A 20,516-nucleotide genomic window follows, 5' to 3' on the forward strand; every position below is an offset into this window, starting at 1 on the left:
AGGGATAGGTATGAATCTAACAGAAGCTTTACGCCTAATGAAAGAAAAAGGATACAAACATACTGGAAAAAGAGAAGAGATGCTCAGATTATTTGCAGCACATAATCGTTATTTAACTGCGAAAGACGTTTTAGAGCATATGAAGGACGATTATCCAGGGCTTAGTTTTGATACGATTTATCGTAACTTAACAGTTTTTGCTGAGATTGGTGTTTTAGAACAAACGGAATTAAATGGTGAAAAACATTTTCGTTTTACTTGTTCTATTATGGAACATCATCATCATTTTATTTGTTTGGATTGTGGGGGAACGAAAGAGATTACTTCCTGTCCAATGGATTTTATGAATAAAGATTTTACCGGTTATGAAGTAACGGGGCATAAGTTTGAAATATATGGTCGTTGTCCAAAATGTGCAAAGTAAAAGCTCGTCGGTTATATAACCGACGAGCTTTTTTACGTAGAAAAGAAGGTTGCTCACAAATGTTGTGGCAACCTTCTTTTTATTGTTCTTGTGTCTCTTTTTCTTTTTCTCGTTCAGCAGCCATTTCAGCAGCAATTACGTCGATTTCTTTTTTCAGTTCTTCTACCATTGTTTCTTCTGGTACTTTACGAACGACTTGCCCTTTACGGAATAATAATCCCTCTCCACGTGCACCGGCAATACCGATATCAGCTTCACGAGCTTCACCAGGGCCATTTACAGCGCAACCAAGTACTGCAACTTTAATTGGTACTTGAAGTGTAGAGATGTATTCTTCCACTTCGTTAGCGATGCTAATTAAATCAATTTCAATACGACCACAAGTTGGACAAGAGATAAGTGTTGCTGCGTTAGACGCAAGACCGAATGATTTTAATAGTTCACGAGCAACTTTTACTTCTTCAACTGGATCAGCACTTAATGAAATACGTAGTGTATTTCCGATGCCTTTATTTAAGATTGCTCCAAGACCAGCAGCACTTTTTACAGTTCCGGCAAACAATGTTCCAGATTCTGTAATACCTAAATGTAATGGATAATCAAAAGCACGAGCAGCTTTCTCGTATGCTTCAATTGCTAAGTTAACATCAGAGGCTTTCATAGATACGATAATATCGTGGAAATCTAGGTCCTCTAAAATTTTAATATGATGTAGCGCGCTCTCAACCATACCATCTGCAGTTGGGTACCCGTACTTTTCTAAAATATGACGCTCTAATGAACCAGCGTTTACACCAATACGGATTGGAATACCGCGCTCTTTTGCTGCATTTACAACAGCTTCTACTTTATGGCGACGACCAATGTTACCTGGATTGATACGTACTTTATCAATGCCGCCTTCAATTGCTTTTAAAGCAAGGCGATAATCAAAATGAATATCAGCAACAAGTGGAATGTTGATTTGTTTTTTTATATCAGCAATAGCATCTGCTGCGCGTTCATCTGGAACGGCAACGCGGACGACTTGACAGCCGGCTTCTTCTAAACGCTTAATTTCAGCAACTGTTGCTTCAACATCATGTGTTTTTGTTGTTGTCATACTTTGTATAATTAATTCATTATTACCGCCGATTGTTAAATTACCGACTTTAACTGGACGTGTTTTTGTACGATGAGTCATTTCATTCACGAATAGATCGCTCTCCTTATAAAAGAAGTTTCTTATTTAGTCCCTCATATCAATGATAGTATACGTGATATAGGGCTATAGAAACCGAAGTACTCGGTTTCACTTTTACTATTGTATCAGCGCCTTTATGTAATTGACAAGGATTAAGTGATAGCTTATTGATATAAGGGGAATTTATAAGACTTTCCAATTTGTATTTTTGTAGCAGATGTACTTTTGTTTAATTGTTTAAAGTCGTCAATGACTTTTTCTATGGAAGGAATTTTTTTCTTGTTAATTTGTTCTGTAATAGAAAGAACTGTCTCACCAGTTTTTACTTCAATTGTTTTATAAGATACATCCGTTTCTTTTTCTGTTTTGTTCTCTTTATTCTGCTGACTGTCTGTGTTTTCTTTTTTAATCGTTTGAGCAGCAGTTGTTTTTTTATATGAACTTAACATCGGTAAAGTACCGATTTTTATATCGTAATAAAATATATAACCGAGAACAAGCACGAATAGGAATATACCTAATCTCTTCATATTCTTCACTCCTTTGCTAGGAATATATGCTTGTCCAAAAAAAAAATGCCTATTTAGGCATTTTTTTTCGTTCTTATTTTTCTTTCGGTTTTGGAACTTCTTTAATCGTTAAGTACAGAACAATTAAAACAACTGCGATATAGATGAATGTTGATCCAGGTACGACAATCTTACATGCATCCATAATCATAAAGAAGATTGTTGGGATTGTGTAGCTGTATGCAGTTAGTGTCCAAACTTGTTTATAGGATAGTTTACGTTGACCGCTCATAGCAGAACCGATGAACGCAAGTAAAGTCACACCTACAAAAGTGATGAATAATTGGAATAGGTACACTAAGAATCCAATAACAAATAATAAAATTGGATAAATATTATCGAATAAAGAAATAAATTCTTGTAGATCTTTTTTCTCAAGAGATGCACCTAACAAATCGTTATAAGAATACGTTTGTATTTGACCATTTCCCATAGAGACTACTTTATCTTTTAAAACAAATAAACCTGTTTTATTTTGATATTTTTCTAGGTCTGTTGAATTTGGATCAAATACGAAAAGTGCATTTCCTTCTTCTTTTTCAATAGGTTGATCAATATCGGCTTTTAGTTCGCCATTTTCAATTTTAAAATCAGGTAAATCTTTATCGATGACTTGATTTACCATGCTTACACCATCTTGGATAAAACTACCGTACAAAAAAGTTCTTGGAATAGTAGTAATTAAGCAAAGTAGCATAATATACAAAATGGTTTTACCGATTTTTTGAAAACGGAATAGCGCCATATCTTTAGGCGAGTATATGCTTTTTACGAATTGGGTAAATATGGACATAGATTCACTTCCTTTATGTATGTATAAAATCATTGTAACGTAGTAATCTAGAGAATCTCAAGATATATTATATTTACATATAGTGGAGATAACTAAATTTCTTTTATTAACTTTCTTCTTTTAAATAAGAAAAATACAATTGACACTTTTCTTTTCTATATGGTAAATTTATCTTACATTTCTTAAAGAGCATATCCGATAGGAATTCCTTTATTTGATATGTTGTTACATACATAATTGTGGACCCTTAGCTCAGCTGGTTAGAGCAGACGGCTCATAACCGTCCGGTCGTAGGTTCGAGTCCTACAGGGTCCATATCCATTTCACATGTTTATTATGTTAGCAGGAAGCTTCCTTGTAGAAGGAAGCTTTTTTTACGGAATATATGAGCATTTTAATTGAAAAGAAGTGGGAATTTTGCTACTTTAATGATAGCAAGACAATGTGATTTATTTGTTTGCACCCTATGGCAATTAGGGTAGAATGAAGTTGTATGTCACTTAAGTGGCAATACATAAACTGGGAGGAATATAACAATGGCAAAACACGAATTACCAAATTTACCTTATGCGTATGATGCTTTAGAGCCTCACTTTGACAAAGAAACAATGAACATCCATCATACAAAACATCACAACACGTACATTACAAACTTAAACGCTGCTTTAGAAGGTCATGCAGAATTAGCTGACAAAAGCGTAGAAGAATTAGTTGCAAACTTAAACGAAGTACCAGAAGCAATCCGTACAGCAGTACGTAACAATGGTGGCGGACATGCTAACCATACATTCTTCTGGACAATCCTATCTCCAAACGGCGGAGGACAACCTGTAGGTGAACTTGCAACTGCAATTGAAGCAAAATTCGGTAGCTTCGATGCATTCAAAGAAGAATTCGCAAAAGCTGGCGCAACTCGCTTCGGTTCTGGTTGGGCTTGGTTAGTAGTAAACAATGGTGAGTTAGAAGTAACAAGCACTCCAAACCAAGATTCTCCTTTAACTGAAGGTAAAACGCCAGTTATCGGTTTAGATGTTTGGGAGCATGCTTACTACTTAAACTACCAAAACCGTCGTCCAGACTACATCGGTGCATTCTGGAACGTTGTAGATTGGAACGCTGCTGAAAAACGTTACCAAGAAGCAAAATAATTGTAACAAATATAGAAAAAGCTAGGGGAGAGCCCCTAGCTTTTTTCTATGCTTTCCTTTTACATAATTGGGCTTGTCTTTGGAAGACTAGAACATGAAGTAAAGGAGAGTTGTGTATGAAATGGAAACATATAATTGGTGACGTTGAAGTGAATCGGGATTTAGTGTTATTGCTCCTTATAGGAGGTTTATACACGCTCGCAATTTCTTTATCGAATACGTTTGTAAATATTTATTTATGGAAACAAACACAAAATTATGTGAATCTTGGCTTGTATAATTTAGCCAGCGTGGTATTACAGCCTCTCACATTTCTTGTAGGGGGGAAATTAGCGAAACGTATCGATCGCTCGATTTTATTACGAATAGGGGTAGGAACGCTCGCAATTTTTTTTATCGTTGTCTTAGTAGCAGGGAAAAGTGCTTCTCAGTATATTCTATTAATGGGGGCTCTTTTAGGAGTAGGATACGGTTTTTACTGGTTGGCTTTTAACTTATTGACATTTGAAATTACAGAACCAGAAACAAGAGATTTCTTTAATGGGTTTCTTGGACTTCTTACATCCTTCTCTGGGATGATTGGACCAATAGCAGCAGGATACACAATTTCACGTATGGAGAAATGGAGTGGCTATACTGTTATATTCTTTCTTTCATTAGTTCTATTTGCAATTGCTGTCGTCTTAAGCTTCTTTTTATCTAAAAGAGAATGTGAAGGGCGTTATGAAATCGTGCAAGTATTGAAAGAACGACGGATTGATAAAAATTGGGGAAAGATTACACGAGCTCATTTTTTCCAAGGATTGAGAGAAGGGACGTTTATTTTTGTCATTTCAGTATATGTTTATTTAGCAACTAATAGTGAGTTCGCATTAGGGAAATACAGTTTAGTGAACTCTGCTGTATCCTTTGTATGTTATTACTTAGTTGCTCGTATGTTAAAGAAGGAGTGGCGAAAAAAAGCAATTTTACTTGGGGGCATTATTTTATATGCTGTCGTCTTTTTAGTTATTTTCAATGTTACATACACGAAATTACTTATTTATGCGGCATGTATTGCGATTGCATATCCTATTTTACTTGTTCCGTACGGATCAATGACATATGATGTAATTGGTAGAGCGAAAAATGCGAGAGAATGGCGTGTGGAATATGTCGTTGTTCGGGAGTTATGGTTAAACGCCGGAAGAATCTGTTCCATTTTAAGTTTTTTATGTGCTGTACTATTCTTTCCACCTGAAAAAAGTTTACCTTACTTATTATGTATTTTAGGTGCTGGACATTTTCTTATTTATTTTGCAGTTAAAAATGTCAAATATGATGAGGGAAATGCGAGTAAAACAAGTGTTGTAACGCAAGAGAACGCGCAAAACCAAACTGAACCAGAAGGTTAACTTCTCGTTTGTTTTATGCTAGAATAGAAAAAGATGTAAGACAGCAGTGAGGACACCTGTATGAGGGTGTCCCTTTCACATTACATAGCTGTTGGTAGAGGGGGTTTGTATGAGCAAGAAGCAGAAGCAAAATAAGAAAAAGACCCACGTTCCTTTTCGATTAAACGTGTTGTTTTTCTGCGTGTTTTTAATGTTCTCCGCGGTTATTGTAAGGCTCGGATATGTACAAATTGTTCGCGGTGAAGAATATAAGAATGAAGTGGAGAAGAAAGAAAACTCAACGATAAGTAATCCTGTACCGCGTGGGAAAATATTTGACCGTTATGGGCGACCTGTAGTAGATAATGCAGCCATTCGTACTATTACATTTACAAAAATGAAGGGATCAACTGCAGAGGATCGCTTAGAAACAGCGAAAAAGCTAGCAGATTTGATTGAAGTACCGACAGATAAATTAACAGATCGCGATAAAAAAGATTATTGGCTTGCTATGCATAAAGAGGAAGCTAAAGAAAAAATTACGAATAAAGATCGTCAAGAGTTTAAAGATAAAAAAATTGATGATAAAGAATTAGACGAGCGTCAGCGAAGTCGTGTAACAGAAGAAGAGATTAATCAATTATCCGCCAAAGATCTAGAAATACTAGCGATTAAGAGTAAGATGGACGGCGGATATGCAATGACACCTCAAGTTATTAAAAAGGATGCTACAGAAAAGGAATATTCGATTATTAGTGAAAACCTAGCAGCATTACCAGGTGTAGATACGAATGTTGATTGGGAGCGAAAATATACGTACGATGATTTATTCCGAAGTGTACTTGGTGGGGTGTCGACATCTGATGAAGGCTTACCGAGAGAAAGACTAGATTACTATCTTGTTCGTGATTACAATCGAAATGACCGAGTAGGAAAAAGTTATCTTGAACAACAGTATGAAGATAGCCTGCATGGTACGAAAGCAGAAGTTAGAAATGTTACAGATAAAAACGGTAATATTTTAGAAACGATTAATGTATCAAAAGGACAAAGTGGTAATGACCTGAACTTAACAATTGATATGGAATTACAAAAGCGCGTGGAAGATATTCTTGCGAAGAATTTAATGAGGTTTAAAGGAAGTGAACCTCTTTTAGATCGCGCATTTGTTGTAATGATGAACCCAAAAAATGGTGAAGTTTTATCTATGGCGGGGAAACAATTAGTTAACGAAGATGGTCAAACGAAAGTAAATGACTTTGCATTAGGTACCATGACAAGTTCTTATCCGATGGGGTCAACTGTAAAAGGTGCAACAGTACTTACTGGATATCAAACTGGTGCGATTCAACCAGGGGCAGTACAATTGGATGAACCAATTAAATTAAAAGGTACACCTACGAAGTCGTCTTGGAAAACGATGGGATACATTAATGACCTTACAGCTTTAAAAATGTCTTCTAACGTTTATATGTTTAAAACAGCGATGAATATCGCCGGTGTTCCATATGTGAGAGGTGGTACGTTAGATATACCTCAAAAAGCATTTGATACGATGCGTTATTATTTCGGACAGTTTGGACTTGGTGTAAAAACAGGAATTGATTTACCGAATGAATCTGCTGGTCAGATGGGTAAGAGTAGTCAACCAGGTTTCTTACTAGATTTATCAATTGGACAGTATGATACGTATACACCGCTTCAATTAGCGCAATATATTTCGACGATTGCCAATGGCGGATATCGTATGCAACCACAAGTTGTAAAAGAAATTCGTCAACCGGCAGTGAAACCAGATGAAGTTGGGAAAGTTGTTCAATCTATGGAACCGAAAGTATTAAATCGTATTGATATGCCAGAATCGCAAATTAAACGTGTTCAAGAAGGATTTAGACAAGTGTATAATGATTCAGGTGGTACAGCTACAAAGTACTTTACAGGTGCAAAATATAAAGCTGCTGGGAAAACTGGTACAGCTCAAACTGTGTATGGTGGAGATAAAGAGATTGGTAGAAATGCAAAAGGTGAACGTGTGGAAACATATAACTTAACATTAGTAGGTTATGCGCCACTTGAAGATCCAGAAGTAGCATTCTCTGTTGTCGTTCCATGGGTACATGATGATAAGACTGGTATTAATGGATATATTGGTCGTGAAATTATGGACGCTTACTTTGATTTGAAAAACAAAGAAGTAAATGGTGAAGCTCCAAAAGATGATAAAGACAATAAAAACAAAGATCAAGATGATGAATAAAAAAGTTGTAAAAAAGCACACTATATGAAAAGATAGTGTGCTTTTTTTTATGGTTTATGCATATCGTGTAATAAATGTGGACAAGTATACAACATTTAAAAAACGCGGCCCTATAAATGATACTTGTATATGGTGGGATAGGGGATAAATATTTTATAGGGAAATCATCAGAGGAAATGAATAGCTACTACTGAATTAAAATTGTATCGTATGTTGATTTTTGTGGAACTTTACAAAACTTTTACAAACAATTAAAACCGAATTAATAGTTTAGCAGTATTCTTATATCTGTAATCCTGTTATTTCCGGTTACTTCTAGGAGGAAGAACACGTGAAATGGATGCGTACACCGATTAAGATTTTCGTATTATCAATATGGTTCCTCTGTTTTGAAATGTCTACTGCATTTGCTTTAAATGATAAGGGAGAAGTGAGAGTTGATGGATCCTCAACGGTTTTTCCTATTATAGAAGCAGTAGCGGAGGAATATACAAAGGTGCATCCAGACGTGAAAATTTCCATCAGTATTTCTGGAACTGGGGGAGGATTTAATCGTTTCAGTAAAGGAGAAGTAGATATAAATAATGCTTCGAGAGTAATGAAACAAGTCGAGAAAAATGAAATGAAGAAAAACTCTATTCAGTTCACACCTTTTGAGGTTGCTAACGACGGTCTTACGATTGTTGTGAATCGCCATAATACATGGGTAGACGATATGTCAGTAGACGAGTTACGACTACTTTGGAGTGAAGATGGAAGAGAGAAGCGATGGTCACAAATTCATTCAACATGGCCACGTGAACAAGTGAAGTTTTATGCACCAGGCGTAGACTCTGGTACGTATGATTATTTTCAAAATGTCATCTTACAAAATCATCGCATTGTAAAAAAAGTCTCTTTGTCTGAAGATGATCAAGTTATTATGCAAGGGGTAATGAATGATAAACATGCCATTGCTTTTGTAGGATATGCTTATTATATGGCTAATCGAGATAAGGTGAAAGCAATAAAAGTAAATGGTGTATTTCCGACGAAAGAGACCATTCAATCAGGTAAGTATAAGCCGTTATCTAGGCCGCTACTTGCTTATGTGAATAATGCATCTATCCGAAATAAAATGAATGTAGCAAACTATGTTGAGTTTATGATTCAGCATGTCGGTAACCTCGCTGAAGAGGTCGGGTATGTAAAATTACGAAAAGAAAAATACAATGAACAGCTGCGTATGTTAACAGAAATAAAAAGGTAATGTCAGGGTGGAAAGGGGTTTTCATCTTTGGCTCATAATGACAAAAGTCAAATTACATTTTCTGTACAACATTTGATTGAAAGAAATACAAAACAAAGAAAAAAAACGCAGCGAATCAATCGAATAGTGCCTTTATTACTAAAAATAATTGCTAGCGTTTCTATTGTGACGACACTTGGAATTGTTTTTACGCTCTCTAATGAAACAATTATGTTTTTTCAAAAAATATCATTATACTCCTTTTTGACGGAGAAAGAATGGTTACCATTTTTTGAAGACCCTAAATTCGGTATATTACCACTTATATGTGGAACGTTCCTTATAACTGCAATTGCTATGTTTGTAGCAATTCCTATCGGTTTAGCGTGTGCCGTATTTTTAAGCGAATATGCTTCAAATAGTGCACGGAAAATATTAAAGCCAATGTTAGAGCTATTAGCAGGTATCCCGACAATTGTATATGGTTTTTTTGCATTAACAATTGTTACGCCGCTTTTACAAAGGCTTATACCAGATTTACAGTTTTTTAATGCGATTAGTCCAGGAATCGTTATCGGATTTATGATGATGCCTACAGTTGCATCTCTATCTGAAGACGCGATGAGAGCTGTGGCGAAAGGGACGAAAGAAGCTTCATTAGCACTCGGAGCGACGCGGTTTGAAATGGTAAAACAAGTGGTGTTTCCGTCCGCTTTTACAGGGATTATGGCAGCAATTATATTAGCGGCCTCTCGTGCAATTGGTGAAACGATGATTGTTGTAATTGCAGCAGGATCCACACCGAATGTATCGCTTGATCCGACACATTCTATTCAAACGTTAACAGCCTATATTGTGCAAGTAAGTTTAGGTGATGCTCCGCATGGAACGATTACGTATTACAGCATGTATGCTGTAGGTGCAACGTTATTTTTGTTTACCTTTATTATGAACATCATTTCGCAGTCTATTATGCGCCGTTTTAGGAGGATGACATAATATGCGAATGTTGAATCATAAAAAAATACAAAAAAACATGGCATCACGCTTTTTAAAAGATCGAATTTACAAATTGTTATTTTATATAGCAATTTTATTTTCAATGGTAATTTTGTTTTTGTTACTGTTTCAAATTGTTGAAAAAGGTATAAGTTATCTTTCAATAAATTTCTTTACAAATTTCGCTTCACGTAATCCGAAAGAAGCTGGTATTGCTGCAGCTTTGTCAGGGACAATATTATTTATGAGTATTGTTATACCTGTTTCTTTTATATTTGGAGTTGGAACAGCACTTTATTTAGAGCAATATGCGAAGGAATCTCTATTTAAAAAAATAATAGAGATTAATAATCAAACGTTAGCAGGAGTACCATCCGTTGTATTTGGATTGCTTGGTTTAACTATTTTTGTATATGCTCTTCATTTAGGAGAGAGTATAGTTGCAGCAGCACTGACGATGAGTCTACTCGTTTTACCAACAGTTGTTGTGGCGAGTCAAGAAGCAATTCGATCAGTACCAAGTGTATTATTAGAGGGTTCTTACGGATTAGGTGCTACGAAGTGGCAAACGATGTATCAAATTGTATTGCCATATGCTTTCCCAGGGATTATAACGGGCTGTACGTTAGCGATATCAAGAGCAATTGGAGAAGCTGCACCACTATTAGTTATTGGGGCACTTGCGTTTGCAAATTATGTTCCATTTAGTATGTTTGATAGATTTACAGTTCTACCAATTCAAATTTTTAATTGGATGAGTAGGCCACAAGAAGAATTTCAGTATGTAGCAGCAGCTGGGATGATTGTTTTGTTAGGTTTGTTGCTATTTATTAATATATTTGTTTTATGGTTACGAAATCGAAAATAAGTTGGAAGTGGATGAAAGGGGAATTCAAATGGTAGCAACAGTAGTAAATGTACAGGTGAAAAACGAAGAGAAAATCGAGACTGCGCCAAAGAAGGTAGTATTTGATACGAAAAACTTAAATTTATGGTATGGGGAAGACCATGCTTTAAAAGATATTAATTTAAGTATTCATGAGAATGAAGTTACAGCCATTATCGGTCCAAGTGGCTGTGGTAAATCAACTTACTTAAAAACATTAAATCGCATGGTAGAATTAGTACCGATTGTTCGAACTACAGGTGTAATTGAATATAGAGAACGCAATATATTTGATAAATCATATCCAGTTGAAGAATTAAGAACGCATGTAGGAATGGTGTTCCAAAAGCCAAATCCATTTCCAAAATCTATTTATGAGAATGTAGCATACGGTCCAAAAATCCATGGTATTCGTGACAAAAAGACATTAGATGAAATTGTTGAAAAAAGTTTACGTGGAGCAGCGATTTGGGATGAGTTAAAAGATCGTTTGCACGATAATGCATACGGTTTATCTGGTGGACAGCAACAGCGTCTATGCATCGCACGCTGCTTAGCTATTGAGCCAGACGTTATTTTAATGGATGAGCCAACATCGGCATTAGACCCAATTTCAACATTAAAAGTAGAAGAATTAATTCAAGAGCTAAAGAAAGATTTTAGTATTGTTATCGTAACGCATAATATGCAACAAGCAGCGCGTATTTCAGACAAAACAGCTTTCTTCTTAAGCGGGGAAGTTGTGGAGTATACAGATACAAACAAATTATTTACGACTCCTTCAGATAAGCGTACAGAAGATTATATTACAGGTCGCTTTGGTTGATATCGTTTCAAAGCTAAGAGCAAATGCCCTCTTAACAGAGGGCATTTCTTATTTTATCTTACTGTTAATAGAGAACTAATACTTCTCCTTATCTTAAGGTTTATTACAAGCGCAAGAGGCTATGTAGGAGATTTACCCCGCTATTTGCGGGCAGTAAGACCCCCACCTTAAAATTTAGCGAAAGCAAAGAAGTTAGGGAGGGGATCTTGCTGCCTATCAAATCCCGATTGATGAGGGTTGATTAAAGTTTCACTTTTATATAATGGCACATAATATTGAGGGGGAAGAAAAATGGTAAGAGAACAGTTTCAAGGTGATTTAAAAGCGTTACAGCAAAAGGTGATCGAGCTTGGAGAATTAGCAAATGCGGCTTTATTGATGGCTATGGAAGGTCTGCATACAAGGGATGTAGAGAAAGCGTTAGAGGTCATTGATGGTGATTACCGCATGGATAATTTAGAAGAGGAAATAAACGATCTTGCGCTTATGCTCATTACGAAGCAGCAACCTGTAGCAAGTGACTTAAGAAGGATTTTTATTTCAATTAAAACAGCGACAGATTTAGAGCGTATTGCAGATCATGCTGTTAATATTGCAAAGGCTACAATTCGTCTTGGGGAAAAAGAAGTGGCTGTTAGTTTGCACAACCTGGATGAAATGTTTGCGGTTGCAAATGAGATGTTGCATTTAGCGTTAGAAGCATATGAACAAGAAAATTTAACTTTTGCGAAACAAATTGCTGAAATGGATGATTCCGTTGATGAAATATATGGAAAAGCAATTCGTGAGTTTATATCGTCGGTTCCGGAACAACCAGAAGCAATTACGCAAATTACACAATTATCATTTGTCGCGAGATATATTGAGCGTGTAGCAGATCATATTACAAATATTGCTGAAAATGTCTTTTATTTAGTAAAAGGAAAGCATTATTTATTGAATGAGTAGGAATAAAAGCAGGTGATGAGAAATCACCTGCTTTTTTTAGTCAAAACATGACAAAAAAAGCTCGTTGTTTCCTTTAGTTTATGATGATAAGATGTATCATAATGTAATGGAAAAATTAGTATATATGTTTGTCGTTAATAAGTATTATTTACCAATTTACAGTAAGCGCTTTCTTGTTGTTTGAAACGTACGTTTTTATAGGTGAGAAATTTAATTATATGGTCTTCTAAATGAGGATTTGTTTAACTAATCAAGTTTATGCTGCTAGTTCATGTGGGATAGGGAATATACATATGGTATATGGAGTTACTGAACATTATATAAGTGGAGGCTGAAGTATATGAAGGGGGTTATTTTAGCTGGAGGAAAAGGAAGACGCCTTAGACCATTAACATGTAATACTCCAAAGCCGATGTTACCATTATTAGAAAAACCAGTTTTAGAATATAATATTGAGTTATTACGTCAGCATGGTATTCGTGAAATTGCAATTACTGTTCAATATATGAGTACGACCATTAAGCAATATTTTGGTGACGGTAGTAAATGGGGAGTTAACTTGTATTATTTTGAAGACTCTCCTCCGCTTGGCACAGCAGGGAGTATTAAACAAGCAGAACAATTTTTAGATGAAACATTTGTTGTGATAAGCGGGGATGCATTAACTGACTTTCAATTATCAGAAGGAATTAGGTTTCATGAACAAAAGAAAAGAATGGTAACAATGTTTGTGAAAGAAGTAGAAAATCCACTCTCATTTGGATTGGTTGTAATGAATAAAAACCAGGAGGTTACACGATATATAGAAAAGCCGGGCTGGAATGAGGTAGTATCTAATGTTGTGAATACAGGCATATATATTATGGAGCCAGAAATCTTTTCTTACATACCGCCTAGGCAATTTTTTGATTTCAGTCATGATGTGTTTCCATTATTGGCAAACAAAAATTTGTTATTCGCATATTTGTCAGAAGGTTATTGGTTAGATATCGGCACATTTAATCAATATCGACAAGCACAATTTGATTTGTTAACGAAAAAGTTACAAGTACCTATTCCTTATACAGAAGTATTACCTATGGTATGGATGGGGGAAGGGGTGACGATTGGTAAAGGGACGAAAATTCATGGCCCCTCTTTTATTGGAGAAGGAGCAAAGATTGGTACAGGAGCTGTAATTGAGCCATATTCTATTATTGGGAAAAATAGTATCGTTTCAAGTTATTCTCATCTTCAAAAAAGTATTGTTTTTGCGAATGCCCACATTGGGAAGTATTGTGAACTATTAGAAACGACAATAGGAGAGCGTACAATAGTTGAAGATGATGTTACACTGTTTCAAAAAAGTGTTGTAGCGGATCACTGTCATATCGGGAGAAGTACGGTAATTAAGCAAAAAGGAAAACTATGGCCTTATAAGGCGATTGATAGTCATTCGATAGTAGGAGCGGCTGGTATTCAAGAGAGTGAAATGAGTGCAGGGTGGTTACAAAAAAGCCGCATTGTAGGAAGAGGGAATGTTGAAATTACTCCCCAGTTTATCGTGAAGATTGCGATGGCGTATGGTTCTCTTTTTGAAAAAGGAGAAAGTATATTAATTGGAAGTCAAGAAAATATAGAAACAACCTCTTATAAAAATTTATTTTTACATGCTATTCATGGTATAGGGATTCATACGATGGAATGTAAAGAAATGAACGAGTCACTTTTTCAATATAGTGTTCATCATTTGCAATGTGCAGGTGGTGTTTTCATTCAAGTGGAGAATGAGAATGAGATTGTTATAAAGTTATACGGTCAAGCTGGCATGCCGTTAACGTATAAGCAGCAAAAAGAGATAGAACAAATATATATGTCCGAATTGTTTTATTACGTGCAGGAGAAAGAAATGGGGCGTAATAAGCTCGTTCATGTTTCTATGAATGAGTATATAGAAGTTATATTGGAGCATATTGATATCGAGAAAATACAGATGCAGAAGTTTCATCTTCTTATTAATAAGAGAAATGATACGTTGCAACATTTACTTATGCTCTTTCTGCAAAGACTTGGTTGTACAGTTACATGGATTTATGCAAGCGAACAAAAAGATCATGTGAAAGCTTTGATGAAATCAAGTAAAGCGAATATGGCTCTTATGTTTTCGGAGAAAGGAAATCATTTCGAGTTATACGATAAACATAGTAATATTTACCAAGGTACAGATTTGGAAGAGGTAGATATTCCAGATTTCTTGCTCGAATCGACAGGAAATATTTACCCAATGTCTTTGAAGTTAGGAGAATGTTATCTTCTATTTTATACGCAGGATGAAAGAAAGTCGTTTCAAGTGAGGTGGAAGCGAGATATTTTATATCGGATTGGAAAATTATTCGAGCTAATAGCATTGCAAGGAAAAACGTTTCTCAGCATAGTAGAGCAATCACCTCCGCTCTATTTACTTTATGATGAAGTGGTATGTTCATGGAATGAAAAAGGGGAAATTATGAGGAAATTATTGGATGATATAGAAAGGAAGGGAGAAGGGATATTTGAAGGAGTGCAGTTCAAATATACTGAAAAAGAGTGGTCTTATATCGTTTCTGACATAAAACAACCAAAATTTTTGGTGTATTCACATGCTAGAAACCCAGTAATAGCAAGGGAAAATATGAAAAATCTTATAGAAAAAATTAGACAATATCAAAAGGTGTAGAATTTTTATTTTAAAAGTGGTATTATAGTATAGTCTGATTTAAGTTATTAGTACTGGAGGGAAATAAGAATGCGTGTGAATATTACTCTAGCATGTACAGAATGCGGAGATCGTAACTATATCTCAAAGAAAAATAAACGTAACAACGCTGAGCGTATCGAGCTTAAAAAGTATTGCAAGCGTGACAAGAAGTCTACGTTACACCGTGAAACAAAGTAAGCAGTAGGAATATTTTCCTACTGTTTCTTTTTTTATTCGATTCCTATGTTAAAAGTGATACACTATCAGCATAGAGTAAAGTGTCACTGTAAGGGGGAGAATGTGTGAAAGCAGAGAAAGTACATTTGCGTAAACAAATAATAGAACACATGAATTCTTTATCAGAAGAACAGTATACAACTTTATCAGAACAGATTGCATTTTCGTTGTATGCGCAAAAAGAGTGGGTTGAAGCTAAAACAATTGGAATTACTCTTTCAATGGAAAATGAAGTGAATACATATCCTATTATCGAAAAAGCTTGGGAAGAAGGAAAGAAAGTTGTAGTTCCTAAGTGTAATAAAGGAACAAGAACGATGTCCTTCCGGCAAATTAATAATTTTGATCAATTAGAAACGGTGTATATGAATTTACGTGAACCGATTCCCGGGCTTACGGAAGAAGTGAATATGGATGAAATTGATCTTCAAATTGTCCCAGGCGTAGCTTATACAGAACGAGGAGAGCGAATTGGGTACGGCGGTGGCTATTATGATCGTTATCTCGTGCATTATAAAGGGAAAACGCTATCATTAGCGTATGATTTTCAAATGGTAAAACACATTCCGGTAGAGCCATTTGATAAAAACATAGAAAAAATTATTACAGAAAAAGGAACAATGCTTACAAATAAGCTTGTATAGACAAATAAAAATTGACGAGACTTTTTCTTCTTGATTATAATAAAATATGTGAACGTTTTCTTATTATAATTTTTTATAGTAAGTGAGCATAGAGGGTGATGAAATGGTATCTATTTATGATATTCAGCAATTGCTAAAGAAATTTGGTACGATTATTTATACGGGAGATCGAATTGCAGATTTACAATTAATGCAAGATGAATTGCGTGAATTAAATCAATCACAGCTAATCGATCCACAAGACTATCAAACAGCTTTATTTTTATTGAAGCAAGAAATTCAAAAAGAGCTAAATAAGAATTAGATAAAGGTAGGTAAGCAACATGGAAGAGAAATGGTTAGTTGGTGTTGACCTTGGTGGTACAACGATTAAATTAGCATTTATTAATGTATACGGTGAAATTTTACATAAGTGGGAAATCCCTACGAATACAGGTGAGCAAGGAAAACATATTACACTTGATGTTGCGAAAGCAATTGATAAAAAGCTAGAAGAATTAGGCGAATTGAAGAGCAAGTTAATTGGTATTGGTATGGGAGCTCCTGGTCCTGTACATGTGGCGTCTGGAATGATTTATGAAGCGGTTAATTTAGGATGGAAAAACTATCCGCTAAAAGACTTATTAGAAGTAGAAACAGGATTACCTGTTGTTATTGATAATGATGCAAACTTAGCAGCGCTTGGTGAAATGTGGAAAGGTGCTGGTGAAGGTGCAAAAGATTTAATCTGTATGACACTTGGTACGGGCGTTGGTGGTGGTGTAATCGCCAATGGTGAGATTGTACACGGCGTGAGTGGTGCTGCTGGTGAGATTGGACATATTACAGTCGTTACAGAAAATGCTTTCCCATGTAATTGCGGGAAGTCTGGTTGCTTAGAAACAGTAGCATCTGCGACAGGTATTGTACGTGTTGCTATGCAAAAAATACAAGAGACTAATAAAGAGAGCATGTTGCGTTCTATGTTAGCTGAAGAAGGACGTATTACATCAAAAGATGTCTTTGAAGCACTTGGACAAGGTGATGAATTAGCAGGTGAAGTAGTAGAAAAAGTAGCCTCTTATTTAGGATTAGCTGTAGCGAACCTTTCTAGTACATTGAACCCAGAGAAAATTGTTATTGGTGGAGGCGTGTCTAAAGCTGGAGATGCGCTATTAGAACCAATTCAACGCTATTTCGAGCAATATGCTTTCTCACGTGCTGTAAAGAGCACGAAGTTAGCTATTGCAACACTTGGTAATGATGCAGGTGTTATCGGAGGAGCTTGGCTTGTAAAAAAGCACAAATATGAAGCGAAGATGATATAAGTTGTGAAATATGAAAAGAGGAAGGGGGAACCCTTCCTCTTTTTGTGTGAAATCTCGATGAAGAATAAAGTGTAAACGAATTAAGCTGCTGGTGGATACCCGTTATATAGAACAGTCATGATCGTAAACCATCCGAAAACGAGTACAGTTGCAATTGCAAAGCCGCTCGCGAAAAAGTTTTTTTCACGAAGTGTTCTAAGCGTAGCAAATACAGCTAACAGAGTGACAAGTGTAAAAATAATAACAAGGCCCATACAATATCCTCCTCTGTCTACCCATTTCTTATTATGAGTTTTTGGAATATTTACTCTTTTATATTGTACATGTTTTAAAAATGATTGTCGAGATAGCATCCTTTCTTTTCCTCAGAGAAAGAAATGTTGTATCATTAAAAGTAAGTTTAATAACTGGAGGAGATTTTCATATGAAATGGATACAAATGCCGTTAGGCCCATTACAAACGAATGCTTATATTTTAATGAACGATCAAAAAGAGTGCATTATCTTTGACCCTGGTCATGAAGGTGAAAAGCTCGTTACATATTTACAAGAAGAACAATTAAAACCATTAGCTGTTTTATTAACACATGCTCACTTTGATCATATCGGTGCTGTTGATGCGGTAAGAGACACTTTTCATATTCCTGTGTATGTACATAAAGAAGAAGCAGATTGGTTAGGAGATGCAACTGTAAACGGCTCTCAAATTTTTATGATGAACCGCAGTATTACAGCAAAACCAGCGGATCATATTATTGATGCAGAAGGTACATTAACAATTGGATCATTTAATTTTGAAATTTTTGAGACACCAGGACATTCTCCAGGAAGTATTTCTTATTATAGTAAAGAGGCGAATGCTGTATTCTCAGGAGATGTATTGTTCCAAATGAGCATTGGAAGAACAGATTTACCTGGTGGAAGTTTCGCTGAATTAATTGGAAGTATTGAAGAGAAATTATTTGTATTACCAGATGAAACAGCGGTTTTATGTGGACATGGTCCAGAAACAAGCATTGGCTTTGAAAAAGAAAATAATCCGTTTTTACAATAAGGAGTCATTATGGGAATGGAGCTCATTTTAAGAGAATGGATGGGGAAAGAAAAGGATTATTCAATTTCATATAGTACGTATATGAACCTTGTATTGTATACAGAAGGTCATGGATATTATATGAAAGAACGTGAAAAGATTGGAAGACAAGGGGATTTTTTTACAAGTAGCAACGTATCCTCTGTGTTTGCAAAAACTTTTGCTAAACTTTTTATTCGTCTTGTTGAAAATGGTGAAGTTGCTCCGAATATTTGTGAAATTGGCGGAGGAACAGGGAAGTTTGCCTATGATGTTTTACAAGAATGGAAGCAATTATCTCCAAAAACCTTTATTGATTTAAACTATTCAATGATTGAAGTGAGCCCTTTTCATAGAAAATTACAGCAGGAGCACCTTGGCTCATTTTCTAATGTATCGTACTATACCTCCTATAGTGAAATGGGAGATTCTTTCGAGGGAATTCTTTTTTCTAATGAGTTGTTTGATGCATTTCCTGTTGAAATAATTGAGAAAAGAAATGGTATGTTGTATGAAGTACGTATTACATATACAGAGGAAGGAAACCTTTCAGAAGTATGTAGGCCGTTAGATAAAAGAATTGGTCGCTATTTATTGAAATATAATATTCATATTGCTGAAGGGCAACGTTTTGAAGTACCAATTGTGATGGAGGAGTATATAAAAGAAATTGCGAAATGGTTTCAAAAAGGTATATGTATTACAGTTGATTATGGATACACAAAAGAAGAATGGATGCATCCAGCACACCGTGAAGGAAGTTTGCGAGGGTATTATCAGCATAAGCTAATACGTAACCCACTAGCGCATCCAGGTGAAATGGATCTTACTACTCATATTCATTGGGACGAGCTAAAGGAGATGTTTAGTATGCAAGGAATGAGTGCAGTATGGCATAAGAAACAATCTGAGTTCTTGTTAGCTGCAGGGATATTAGAACAGCTTACGAGCCATCAAGATACGAATCCTTTTTCTGAAACGCAAAAACAAAATCGAGCAGTTCGTTCTATGATTTTGAATGGAGGAGTAGGGAGTGCATTTGATGTTGTTATACATACAAAAGATATGCAACATTTACATTTGGATCGGTATGTAACAATATAAAAAACAAGACACAGTATATACTGTGTCTTGTTTTTTAATACGACTTATGTAGTATTATATATTTCCTCTCATGATATATATTTATATTAAAGATATGAGATGAAAAATATAGAATACGTTCTTTTTCTTCGATTATTAGTCCCTAACCTAATAATACGCGAACGAGTTGAATGATTGTTTCATTCTCTACTTTGTAATAAATTTCCAATCCTTTTCTTTCACTAGAAACGATTTTAGCGCTTTTTAATTTTGCTAAATGCTGTGAAATTGTAGATTGTGGCATGTTTAAGCCAGTATACATTGTAGAAACGTTGCTTGGACCGCGCTCGATTAATCCTTTTACGATACATAAACGAACAGGATGAGCTAGCACTTTTAATAATTCTGCATTACTTTCATATAGTTCTAATTCTTTTTGAAAGGTTTCTAACATGTTCTTTTCCACCTCCGTGTGAGCTATTATACCATACTATACATACCAAAAATTTAAAGAAAAGAAAATAGTTGTTGCAGAAAAAAAGTCCTAAAGTAAAGAAATTGTAAGAAAAGAGACCCTGATGTAAATAAAATAGGTAAATTAGCATGTTTTTGTAAAATGACATTTTTGGGTGAAAATTTCGATGCGTTTTAAAAATTGAAAGATATAGATATATTTGTAACACAATTTTATCATGATTTTCTTATTCTTTCAAATGAATATACGAAATTTTTAAAATAATATGACAAAGGAATTATAATGATATATATAGAATATAAAACAGGTTAAAAGAAAAGAAGCTGAATGTAATTCGCTTCTTTATGG

General features: G+C 35.3%; 21 protein-coding genes and 1 tRNA gene. 17 read left to right on the forward strand and 5 right to left on the reverse strand.

The window, feature by feature from the left end:
- Positions 1–10 precede the first annotated feature (10 nt).
- Entirely contained in the window at positions 11–424 is a 414-nt protein-coding gene (locus B9A45_RS07925) for a Fur family transcriptional regulator (RefSeq protein ID WP_001054516.1), read from the forward strand.
- A gap of 79 nt (positions 425–503) precedes the next feature.
- On the opposite strand, the gene ispG is transcribed toward B9A45_RS07925, so the two are convergent.
- The 3 genes from ispG to yqgB form a co-directional block, all read right to left on the reverse strand.
- A complete protein-coding gene (gene ispG, locus B9A45_RS07930; RefSeq protein ID WP_153577907.1) occupies positions 504–1,607 on the reverse strand; it encodes a flavodoxin-dependent (E)-4-hydroxy-3-methylbut-2-enyl-diphosphate synthase in 1,104 nt (367 codons plus the stop codon).
- Between the two features lie 164 nt (positions 1,608–1,771).
- A complete protein-coding gene (yqfZ, locus tag B9A45_RS07935) occupies positions 1,772–2,137 on the reverse strand; it encodes a protein YqfZ (protein WP_000825416.1) in 366 nt (121 codons plus the stop codon).
- Between the two features lie 73 nt (positions 2,138–2,210).
- A complete protein-coding gene (yqgB, locus tag B9A45_RS07940) occupies positions 2,211–2,969 on the reverse strand; it encodes a protein YqgB (protein WP_000021899.1) in 759 nt (252 codons plus the stop codon).
- Between the two features lie 241 nt (positions 2,970–3,210).
- Between yqgB and B9A45_RS07945 the strand changes: the two genes are divergently transcribed.
- The 14 genes from B9A45_RS07945 to glcK all read left to right on the forward strand — a co-directional run bounded on the left by B9A45_RS07945 (position 3,211) and on the right by glcK (position 17,538).
- Positions 3,211–3,284, forward strand: a tRNA-Ile gene (locus B9A45_RS07945).
- Positions 3,285–3,505: 221 nt separating this feature from the next.
- The gene (gene sodA, locus B9A45_RS07950) at positions 3,506–4,117 is read left to right on the forward strand and encodes a superoxide dismutase [Mn] (protein WP_001052031.1); all 612 of its coding nucleotides are present in this window, start codon (positions 3,506–3,508) and stop codon (positions 4,115–4,117) included.
- Positions 4,118–4,233: 116 nt separating this feature from the next.
- On the forward strand, positions 4,234–5,511 hold the full coding sequence (locus B9A45_RS07955; RefSeq protein ID WP_000871385.1) for an MFS transporter: 1,278 nt from the start codon (positions 4,234–4,236) through the stop codon (positions 5,509–5,511).
- 109 nt (positions 5,512–5,620) lie between these two features.
- A complete protein-coding gene (locus tag B9A45_RS07960; protein ID WP_000038982.1) occupies positions 5,621–7,747 on the forward strand; it encodes a peptidoglycan D,D-transpeptidase FtsI family protein in 2,127 nt (708 codons plus the stop codon).
- 331 nt (positions 7,748–8,078) lie between these two features.
- Positions 8,079–8,996, forward strand: coding sequence for a PstS family phosphate ABC transporter substrate-binding protein (locus tag B9A45_RS07965; RefSeq protein ID WP_000871817.1), 918 nt, complete (start codon positions 8,079–8,081; stop codon positions 8,994–8,996).
- A 27-nt stretch (positions 8,997–9,023) separates the two neighbouring features.
- Entirely contained in the window at positions 9,024–9,974 is a 951-nt protein-coding gene (gene pstC / locus B9A45_RS07970) for a phosphate ABC transporter permease subunit PstC (protein WP_000940912.1), read from the forward strand.
- 1 nt (position 9,975) lies between these two features.
- On the forward strand, positions 9,976–10,842 hold the full coding sequence (pstA, locus tag B9A45_RS07975; protein WP_001242564.1) for a phosphate ABC transporter permease PstA: 867 nt from the start codon (positions 9,976–9,978) through the stop codon (positions 10,840–10,842).
- 28 nt (positions 10,843–10,870) lie between these two features.
- Complete coding sequence (gene pstB / locus B9A45_RS07980) at positions 10,871–11,686, forward strand: phosphate ABC transporter ATP-binding protein (protein WP_000226681.1); 816 nt, start codon at positions 10,871–10,873, stop codon at positions 11,684–11,686.
- 291 nt (positions 11,687–11,977) lie between these two features.
- Positions 11,978–12,634, forward strand: a complete 657-nt coding sequence (gene phoU / locus B9A45_RS07985; RefSeq protein WP_000251243.1) for a phosphate signaling complex protein PhoU — start codon at positions 11,978–11,980, stop codon at positions 12,632–12,634.
- 340 nt (positions 12,635–12,974) lie between these two features.
- Positions 12,975–15,329, forward strand: coding sequence for a sugar phosphate nucleotidyltransferase (locus tag B9A45_RS07990; protein ID WP_070756952.1), 2,355 nt, complete (start codon positions 12,975–12,977; stop codon positions 15,327–15,329).
- A gap of 69 nt (positions 15,330–15,398) precedes the next feature.
- Positions 15,399–15,548 carry a 50S ribosomal protein L33 gene (gene rpmG, locus B9A45_RS07995; RefSeq protein WP_001265616.1) on the forward strand — a complete coding sequence of 50 codons (150 nt, stop codon included), beginning with the start codon at positions 15,399–15,401 and terminating at the stop codon, positions 15,546–15,548.
- 104 nt (positions 15,549–15,652) lie between these two features.
- Positions 15,653–16,231: a 5-formyltetrahydrofolate cyclo-ligase gene (locus tag B9A45_RS08000; protein ID WP_084063973.1), complete on the forward strand. Its 579-nt coding sequence runs from the start codon at positions 15,653–15,655 to the stop codon at positions 16,229–16,231.
- A gap of 103 nt (positions 16,232–16,334) precedes the next feature.
- Positions 16,335–16,535, forward strand: coding sequence for a YqgQ family protein (locus B9A45_RS08005; RefSeq protein WP_000253699.1), 201 nt, complete (start codon positions 16,335–16,337; stop codon positions 16,533–16,535).
- A 19-nt stretch (positions 16,536–16,554) separates the two neighbouring features.
- Positions 16,555–17,538, forward strand: coding sequence for a glucokinase (gene glcK, locus B9A45_RS08010; RefSeq protein WP_000391701.1), 984 nt, complete (start codon positions 16,555–16,557; stop codon positions 17,536–17,538).
- Between the two features lie 80 nt (positions 17,539–17,618).
- Here glcK and B9A45_RS08015 read toward each other — a convergent pair whose 3' ends face one another.
- Positions 17,619–17,792, reverse strand: a complete 174-nt coding sequence (locus B9A45_RS08015; protein WP_000524852.1) for a DUF2759 domain-containing protein — start codon at positions 17,790–17,792, stop codon at positions 17,619–17,621.
- 170 nt (positions 17,793–17,962) lie between these two features.
- Between B9A45_RS08015 and B9A45_RS08020 the strand changes: the two genes are divergently transcribed.
- The gene (locus tag B9A45_RS08020; protein ID WP_000871233.1) at positions 17,963–18,592 is read left to right on the forward strand and encodes an MBL fold metallo-hydrolase; all 630 of its coding nucleotides are present in this window, start codon (positions 17,963–17,965) and stop codon (positions 18,590–18,592) included.
- A gap of 9 nt (positions 18,593–18,601) precedes the next feature.
- A complete protein-coding gene (locus tag B9A45_RS08025; protein ID WP_058840117.1) occupies positions 18,602–19,714 on the forward strand; it encodes a class I SAM-dependent methyltransferase in 1,113 nt (370 codons plus the stop codon).
- Between the two features lie 142 nt (positions 19,715–19,856).
- On the opposite strand, the gene B9A45_RS08030 is transcribed toward B9A45_RS08025, so the two are convergent.
- Positions 19,857–20,147 (reverse strand): ArsR/SmtB family transcription factor, encoded by a 291-nt coding sequence (locus tag B9A45_RS08030; protein ID WP_000894377.1) that lies wholly within the window; start codon positions 20,145–20,147, stop codon positions 19,857–19,859.
- Positions 20,148–20,516: the final 369 nt, after the last annotated feature.

This window comes from Bacillus sp. JKS001846 (genome assembly GCF_900176455.1).
GTDB lineage: Bacteria > Bacillota > Bacilli > Bacillales > Bacillaceae_G > Bacillus_A > Bacillus_A cereus.

Bases quoted from the DNA above. Each gene is read 5' to 3' on its own strand.
- B9A45_RS07925 (WP_001054516.1), top strand. From the start codon at position 11: ATGAATCTAACAGAAGCTTTACGCCTAATGAAAGAAAAAGGATACAAA.
- ispG (WP_153577907.1), bottom strand. From the start codon at position 1,607: ATGACTCATCGTACAAAAACACGTCCAGTTAAAGTCGGTAATTTAACA.
- yqfZ (WP_000825416.1), bottom strand. From the start codon at position 2,137: ATGAAGAGATTAGGTATATTCCTATTCGTGCTTGTTCTCGGTTATATA.
- yqgB (WP_000021899.1), bottom strand. From the start codon at position 2,969: ATGTCCATATTTACCCAATTCGTAAAAAGCATATACTCGCCTAAAGAT.
- sodA (WP_001052031.1), top strand. From the start codon at position 3,506: ATGGCAAAACACGAATTACCAAATTTACCTTATGCGTATGATGCTTTA.
- B9A45_RS07955 (WP_000871385.1), top strand. From the start codon at position 4,234: ATGAAATGGAAACATATAATTGGTGACGTTGAAGTGAATCGGGATTTA.
- B9A45_RS07960 (WP_000038982.1), top strand. From the start codon at position 5,621: ATGAGCAAGAAGCAGAAGCAAAATAAGAAAAAGACCCACGTTCCTTTT.
- pstA (WP_001242564.1), top strand. From the start codon at position 9,976: ATGCGAATGTTGAATCATAAAAAAATACAAAAAAACATGGCATCACGC.
- pstB (WP_000226681.1), top strand. From the start codon at position 10,871: ATGGTAGCAACAGTAGTAAATGTACAGGTGAAAAACGAAGAGAAAATC.
- phoU (WP_000251243.1), top strand. From the start codon at position 11,978: ATGGTAAGAGAACAGTTTCAAGGTGATTTAAAAGCGTTACAGCAAAAG.
- B9A45_RS07990 (WP_070756952.1), top strand. From the start codon at position 12,975: ATGAAGGGGGTTATTTTAGCTGGAGGAAAAGGAAGACGCCTTAGACCA.
- rpmG (WP_001265616.1), top strand. From the start codon at position 15,399: ATGCGTGTGAATATTACTCTAGCATGTACAGAATGCGGAGATCGTAAC.
- B9A45_RS08005 (WP_000253699.1), top strand. From the start codon at position 16,335: ATGGTATCTATTTATGATATTCAGCAATTGCTAAAGAAATTTGGTACG.
- glcK (WP_000391701.1), top strand. From the start codon at position 16,555: ATGGAAGAGAAATGGTTAGTTGGTGTTGACCTTGGTGGTACAACGATT.
- B9A45_RS08015 (WP_000524852.1), bottom strand. From the start codon at position 17,792: ATGGGCCTTGTTATTATTTTTACACTTGTCACTCTGTTAGCTGTATTT.
- B9A45_RS08020 (WP_000871233.1), top strand. From the start codon at position 17,963: ATGAAATGGATACAAATGCCGTTAGGCCCATTACAAACGAATGCTTAT.
- B9A45_RS08025 (WP_058840117.1), top strand. From the start codon at position 18,602: ATGGGAATGGAGCTCATTTTAAGAGAATGGATGGGGAAAGAAAAGGAT.
- B9A45_RS08030 (WP_000894377.1), bottom strand. From the start codon at position 20,147: ATGTTAGAAACCTTTCAAAAAGAATTAGAACTATATGAAAGTAATGCA.